The sequence below is a fragment of the Halodesulfovibrio sp. genome, from assembly GCF_015482765.1.
Classification (GTDB): domain Bacteria; phylum Desulfobacterota; class Desulfovibrionia; order Desulfovibrionales; family Desulfovibrionaceae; genus Halodesulfovibrio.
Genome location: NZ_JADMLB010000072.1, coordinates 25516 through 32144, shown reverse-complemented (window position 1 = coordinate 32144; position 6629 = coordinate 25516). Strand labels below are relative to the sequence as shown.

7 protein-coding genes are annotated in these 6629 nt (G+C 44.1%); 3 read left to right on the top strand and 4 right to left on the bottom strand.

Annotation, left to right across the window (positions count from 1 at the left end):
* On the top strand, nucleotides 1-472 hold a 472-nt coding region (locus QZY95_RS14385; protein WP_290924767.1), incomplete at its 5' end, for an HD domain-containing phosphohydrolase.
* Nucleotides 469-1338 carry a 4-hydroxybenzoate octaprenyltransferase gene (locus QZY95_RS14380; protein ID WP_290924765.1) on the top strand — a complete coding sequence of 290 codons (870 nt, stop codon included), beginning with the start codon at nucleotides 469-471 and terminating at the stop codon, nucleotides 1336-1338. The genes QZY95_RS14385 and QZY95_RS14380, both read left to right, overlap by 4 nt.
* Before the next feature lie 172 nt (nucleotides 1339-1510).
* Here the strand turns inward: QZY95_RS14380 and QZY95_RS14375 are convergent, their stop codons facing one another.
* The 4 genes from QZY95_RS14375 to hypA form a co-directional block, all read right to left on the bottom strand.
* Entirely contained in the window at nucleotides 1511-3064 is a 1554-nt protein-coding gene (locus QZY95_RS14375) for a phosphoethanolamine transferase (RefSeq protein WP_290924763.1), read from the bottom strand.
* 165 nt (nucleotides 3065-3229) lie between these two features.
* Nucleotides 3230-4465 (bottom strand): P-loop NTPase, encoded by a 1236-nt coding sequence (locus QZY95_RS14370; RefSeq protein ID WP_290924761.1) that lies wholly within the window; start codon nucleotides 4463-4465, stop codon nucleotides 3230-3232.
* A 248-nt stretch (nucleotides 4466-4713) separates the two neighbouring features.
* Complete coding sequence (hypB, locus tag QZY95_RS14365; protein WP_290924759.1) at nucleotides 4714-5370, bottom strand: hydrogenase nickel incorporation protein HypB; 657 nt, start codon at nucleotides 5368-5370, stop codon at nucleotides 4714-4716.
* Between the two features lie 9 nt (nucleotides 5371-5379).
* Entirely contained in the window at nucleotides 5380-5733 is a 354-nt protein-coding gene (gene hypA / locus QZY95_RS14360; RefSeq protein ID WP_290924757.1) for a hydrogenase maturation nickel metallochaperone HypA, read from the bottom strand.
* A gap of 255 nt (nucleotides 5734-5988) precedes the next feature.
* Here hypA and QZY95_RS14355 point away from each other — a divergent pair, with 255 nt between their 5' ends.
* Nucleotides 5989-6594: a hypothetical protein gene (locus tag QZY95_RS14355; RefSeq protein ID WP_290924755.1), complete on the top strand. Its 606-nt coding sequence runs from the start codon at nucleotides 5989-5991 to the stop codon at nucleotides 6592-6594.
* Nucleotides 6595-6629 lie beyond the last annotated feature (35 nt).

The following is a 6629-nucleotide window of genomic DNA, read 5'->3' as shown; positions in this document are numbered from 1 at the left end:
TGCAGCGCTGCTTGAAAAAATCGGGCGCTTGACCAAAGAAGAATTTTCTATCATTCAGCGACACGCCACATACACAGAGCATATTCTATCCGGTATTCCTGGACTGGAAGTTATTCGTGACTGGGCATGTCAGCACCATGAACGGCTGGACGGCACCGGCTATCCGAGGGGAATTGCTGGTAAAGATATATCCCTTGGATCACGTATTCTTCAGGTGGCTGATGTGTTTACGGCAATAACCGAGGATCGTCCGTATCGTCGTGGAATGGATTTCGATGAGACAACACGGGTGTTACGTCAATTGGGTGATTCCAATAAACTTGACCCCATTGTTGTTGAAGTCTTGATAGAACGGTATGATGAAATTAATGAGCTGCGTAGCAAAGGGCAGACGCAGGCTCTTGAACATTTTTCTAACTATTCAAAAGTACTGTATAACAAATACGGTATTGCCACTAAGGATGTTTCATGAGTTCGGCTTCAACTCTTTTGAATAAATTTGGCGCAGTCTGCCGAATGATTAAGATAGAACACTCTGTGTTTGCGCTTCCGTTCGCATATCTCGGGCAGTTTATCGCGGCTGGTGGACTTCCTTCTATTAAACCGTTTTTACTGCTTACAGTCGCAATGGTTGCTATTCGCTCAGTCGCAATGGCGTTTAACAGAGTTATTGATTTACCTTTTGATGCTAAAAATCCGCGCACTCAGCAGCGCCCATTGGTAACAGGGGAGATTTCTCCGGCGCAGACATGGGCCTTTATTGCAATCATGGCTGCTATTTTTGTTGCAGCTTGTTTCTTTATTAACGATCTTAGCTTTAAGCTGGCTCCTGTGGCGTTGTTTGTTGCAGCGTTCTACAGTCTGCTCAAGCGGTTTACATGGCTTTGTCATTTCTGGCTTGGAGCTGTGTTGGCATTGTCTCCATTAGCTGGCTGGATTAGTGTCGACCCGCAGTTTACAGTGTCTGCAGTGCTTTTCGCATGGGGCATTTTGTTCTGGGTTGCAGGGTTCGATATTATTTACTCCTGTCAGGATGCAGACTATGACCGCTCTGTGGGGCTGAACTCTGTACCTGCTCATTTTGGTATTGAATCAGCATTAGTCATCTCTTCTTTTTGCCATGTTGTTACTTCTATTATGTTCCTTATGGGCGGTTGGGCTGCAGGGCTTTCATGGCCGTACTTTGCTGTGTGGGCTGTTGTTTCCGCTATTTTGTATTGGGAGCATACAATTATTAGCGCGGACGATATGAGCCGTGTAAATATGGCATTTTTCACCATGAACGGCTTTATTTCTGTAATGGTGTTTGCTGGTGCTCTTGCTGGTATTTTTGTGTAGCTCTTTTCTGAATAGATCAAAAAAAAGGCGAAGCTGTTTTCAGCTTCGCCTTTTTTTTGATCTATGAATTGTTTTGTAATGTTACGTTAAAGAATTTGTAATTTTCGTGTGTAATGAATTGTTACTGTTAAGGCCGAATGTTCTGATTGTGTGGGCTGTGTGCGATAATTCTCTACTGCATTTTTTGAGCATGGTACTGCTCTGCAGAAAGCAGAACCGGCTGGTTGCTTTTGGGAAGCATAATACCGCCAAGGTTTACAGTCCATGGGAAGAATACATCGTGAGAGAGACGTTCGCCTTGTTTTTGTCTTAATGCTGCCACAATGTCAGGATGGAGCTCAGCGTATTTGTCAGAATACCAGATGAAGAAAGGTACTTCTCGTTGCTCTTTAATAGCCGGGTTGCCATGCGCAAAGCGGCCATCTTCTCCTAAGGATTCACCGTGGTCTGAACTGTAGATAACCACTGCATTTTGATCTCGTACTAAGTCAATGACAGAAACAATAAAAGCGTCAGTCGCTAGGATGCTGTTGTCATACGCATTATTCAGTGGTTCAAGTTCCATATCTTCGCCGTAGGAATCTGGTGTGAACTTGGCAAATTCTTTCGTATATCGTGCACTGTAACTTGCATGACTGCCACGTGTATGGACAGCAATCGCCTGACTGCCAGTGGTCGACTTAAGAACGTCTTTCAGTGGGGCAATCAGCATTGAATCATAAAATCTGTTGTATGCGACACGGCAGAATTTATGCCTAAAGATTTTTTGGTCGATGTTACCAATGGCATTGGTTGTAGGTGTGTCATGACTGTCCAGTCGATCATTGGCAGACAACCATGTAGTTTTAAAACCATGTTTTTTAAACAAGCCAAGAAATGATGTCATTGTTGTTTCTGGTTTTGCCAATGTTGCCGGAGTGATCATTGCCGGAACAGACAATCGTGTATACGCAGAGAAGGATTTGATTGAACCGTAGTTAACAAGATTTTTTTCTTTGTTGAGCAGGGGGCTTGTTTCGCGATGATAGCCGTTTATTTGAAAACGATCAGCTCGAGCGGACTCGCCGATTATTGCGATAATTTTAAGTGGTTCTTTTTCTTGAATTGCAAAAGAGTTAATTTTTCCTGAATCTTCGGGAAGCCCTTTGATGACGTTTTTGATATATTGTTCGACAAATTGTCCTGTGCCGTTGAATACGCTGTACGGAAAAACGTATTTTGTTGCGACAGCTGGGCGAACCAGTTGTACCACAGGGGTCTTTTTAAATTTACCAAGCAGAATAGTTGTTGGGACGACTAATAATAGTGCTAACGCCAGCGGTTTTAGCTGAAATTTTCCTTTAGCTCTTTTGAGCAGAAGGCCAAAGAGCAGGGAAGTTGCAAGTGCAGAACAGCCAAAGAGTACGACCTTTGGGGTTACAAATGCACTGGCTTCACCTGTGTTTGTTTCGAGCAAGAGGAAAATGAGCTCTCTATCGATCTTAATTCGATAGACGCCATGAAAGTATGCAGCAATGGAGCTGACAAAAAAGATTGGCGGTACCAGATAGCAGGTGATTTTAGGTAGCTGACACGCTGCATACATGATGCAGAAGTTAAAAAGGAAAAGATAGATAGCAGACGCGATAGCATAAGCGGCAGGCAGTCTCATTAGGTCAGGAAGCATGAGAGCAGCAAATGCAGCAGCAAATGCAGCTGCAAGGTACTTTTTGTCAAATGCAAACATTGTTGCCTGTCTCCGTGTTATTGAAAAATAATAACGTGAAGTTTTGTGTAGTTATCTTTTGAAATGTAAATTTTGTTTGCTATGCCAGCAGGGTAAAAGAAAAGCAACTCCTTTCTCTGTAAAAAAGGAGTTGCTTTATAGTAAAGATATTATGATAATAGTATGTTAACTTGCTGCGAGCAGTTTTCCTTCAATGAAGTCTGTAGCAACTGCAACAGGAGCATTAACAGTAATACCTTTAATGAGGGTAATGTGTTTATCCTTAAGCGCAGTGCAGGCATCTTCAGGTACGTCTTTAGCTAAAACATACCCAGCTTCAAGTCTTTCAAGGAAAGATGCAGCGCCTTTGGCTTCATATGCAGGCGCGTCTACTGTTTCTGTAGAAACAATTTTCTTTGTTTCAGCATCCGCAACGGCAATAACGTATTGTTCAGCAAGGTGCATAGAAGGAGACAAGGTTCCTTTAGTTACCGGTAAGGCAATTTTGATAGTGCCTTTATGCGGTGGGAGCACAGGATGCAGTTTTGTTGACGGTGCAGCGTCATCATCAAGAGCCAGAATAGGCTTAATAATTTTCTGAATGCACTGTGCAGTAGGGGAATCCTGCTTTACAGAAAGGAATGCGTAGCCTTCATCACCAGAGCGAACAACTTCCGGATCAAGCGGGATGTCGCCAAGGAATCGTACGCCGACTTCTTTAGCAAGGTCTTTACCGCCGCCCTTACCAAAGATGTTTTCAACGTTACCGCACTGTGAGCAGACGATACCGCTCATGTTTTCAACGATACCAAGAACCTGATTGCCTACGTCGCCTACAAAGGTAACAGAGCGGCGAACGTCGTCAATAGCAACGCCTTGTGGTGTTGTTACAATAACAGCCTGTGCGTCGTTGCCAAGCAGTTGCATAACAGAGAGTGGTTCATCACCGGTTCCCGGAGGGCAGTCTACGACCATGTAATCAAGGTCGCCCCACACAACATCAGAGAGCAGCTGTTTGATGAAGCCCATTTTTACAGGACCACGCCACACTACCGGCTGGTATGAGTTTGGAAGAAGGAAGCCGAGAGACATAACGGAGAGATTTTGGCTCCATGCCACAGGCTCAATGAAAGATTCTTCAATATGTACTTTTGAATCACGCATGCTTAACAAGCGTGGAACACTTGGGCCGTGAACATCAACGTCGAGAAGGCCGACTTTCTTTCCAGCAAGGGAAAGACCGATAGCAATGTTGGTAGCTACAGTACTTTTACCAACGCCGCCTTTGCCGGACATAACAACAATTTTATGTTTAATACGGCTGATGGTACGTTTCATCCGTGCTTCGCCAGCATCTAATTCAGTAGGTGCTCCGCCGCAGGAACCGGAAGAACAGTTACCACTGCTGCAGTCAGTACTCATGATGGTCTCCAAACAGTAGAATATGCCGCGTTGTAAAAAACAGACTGTCCAGTGCGGCGGTACGTGAGGCAGGCTGTATGAAATCTAAGTATAAAGTCAGTAGTCACTAACTTGAGGGTTGTCCAGAGGCAGTTATGCATTTTTATGTCTTTGAATAACCGAGAGCTATCTATAGCTGGAAAATTTGCTGAAAAAAAGCCCCCGAAATTCGGGGGCGGATGTACAAATAATCAGTAAGACAGTAGCTGTTACTTTTGTTTAGCAGCGTGTGTTTTGCGCAGCCATTCATACCATTCATCCAACCCGTCACTTGTGGTGCAGGAAGTCTGGAATACTGGCATATCTTTGTTCAGCTGGGTTGCAAACTTTGTAGCACGTTCAACATCAAACTGAACGTATGGAAGCAGGTCGCATTTGTTCAGGATCATCGCGGAAGATTTTTCAAACAAGGCTGGGTATTTTTCCGGCTTGTCGTCACCTTCTGGTACGCTAAGCAGCGCTACTTTAAAGTCTTCACCGCAGTCAAATTCAACAGGGCAAACAAGGTTACCTACGTTTTCGATAAACAGGATGTCAATTTCATCCAGATCAAAGTTTGCAAGCGCAGCTGTAATCATGTTGCTATCAAGGTGGCAGCCGCCGTCAGTGTTAATCTGAACAGCTTTTGCTCCAGTTTCCGCAACTCTGCGTGCATCGTTATCAGTCTGGCAGTCACCTTCGATAACAGCCATAGTGAACTCGTTTTTGAGGTCTGTGAGGGTGCGTTCAAGAATGGATGTCTTGCCTGCGCCCGGAGAGCTGATAAGGTTCAGAACAAGAATGCCATGTTTAGCAAAAAGTTCTTTCAAATTTACTGCTATTTTGTCGTTCGCTTCAAGTATGTTGCGTACTACTGGGATTTCCATGGGAATTATTTACTCCGCTTCAAGATGATCTACGTAAAGTTCTTTTCCTGTAAGCACTGTATGACCAAAAAGGTTCTCGCATGAAGGACACGGCATATAGAAAAGATCCGTTCCTTCCGGCGTAAACTCCGTAGAGCATTCACCGCAAGTAACAGTGACAGGAATTTCTTTAAGTTCCAGCTCAGCGTCTTCTAAAGGGCTTTGTTTGGTCTGTACTTCAAAAGCAAACGAAAGTGCATCCGGCACAACGTTTGTCAGCTTACCGTAGCAGACGCGAACCATAAGCAATTTAGAGGCATTATGCTTTGCCATCTCTTCCTTGACGATATCAATAAGACTTGCTGCTATTGCCATTTCATGCATGACAGAAACGTAAAGGAAAAGATATTAACCGTCCACAATGTTTTTAAAATACTAGTTTGAAGTCCTAACATGCTGTTTTCAAGATAAAAGGGGTATGATAGGGGTGAGTTATATTATACGTGCATATATTGGGGGCAGTAGATGACAGAAGGTGTGTATCACACGTCGTCCAATCTTTGGATTGGATCGGGTGCGACAAGGCGAAAGAGTATTTCGAAGAGGTATTGGTATGCATGCCAAGGAGCTGACGGCTGTGTGGAAGTTCAGCTTCTTACAAGCAACTTGACGCCGATTGGTGACAAGAGGCGTGTTGAACTGGAAGAGTTCGAACAGGAATATGTTTTTGAGCCGGGTTTGTTAGCGGCTGATGTTACTTCTAAAAATGTGGGCTCCGGATCTGAACTGGAGTTACAGAGTACATCCCAGACAGACGCACTCTTGGCTAGAGTTCCTACACACAGAGCGAAGAGTAGTGGACTTAAACGTGCTGAAGAGGAAGCTGTAAAAAATTTTGATAAAGGCATGACAATGTTGCGCGGTGGATATTTGAAGCAGGGCAGGCGCATACTGTTGGCTGTTCCTGAGAAGGACGTACCGTGGAAGCCAAAGCATAAACATTTGTTTAATGACTTTGGTAAAAGGCTTCGTAAAGAGCAGGAACCGGAAATTGCACTGAAACATTACTTGAAAGCCGCTGAACTTTCTCCTAATGATGATCATCTGTGCTATAACATTGCCCGTGTGTATTATGATTTACGGAAAATGTCCGATTGTAAGAGATGGCTGCACCGTGCGTTAGTTGCAAATCCGCAGTTGATGCCTGCACAAAAATTTTTACAGGCACTAAGTAACAATAGGTAATACCCGTAGGAATTCGAACGTCATTAGGAAGTGCG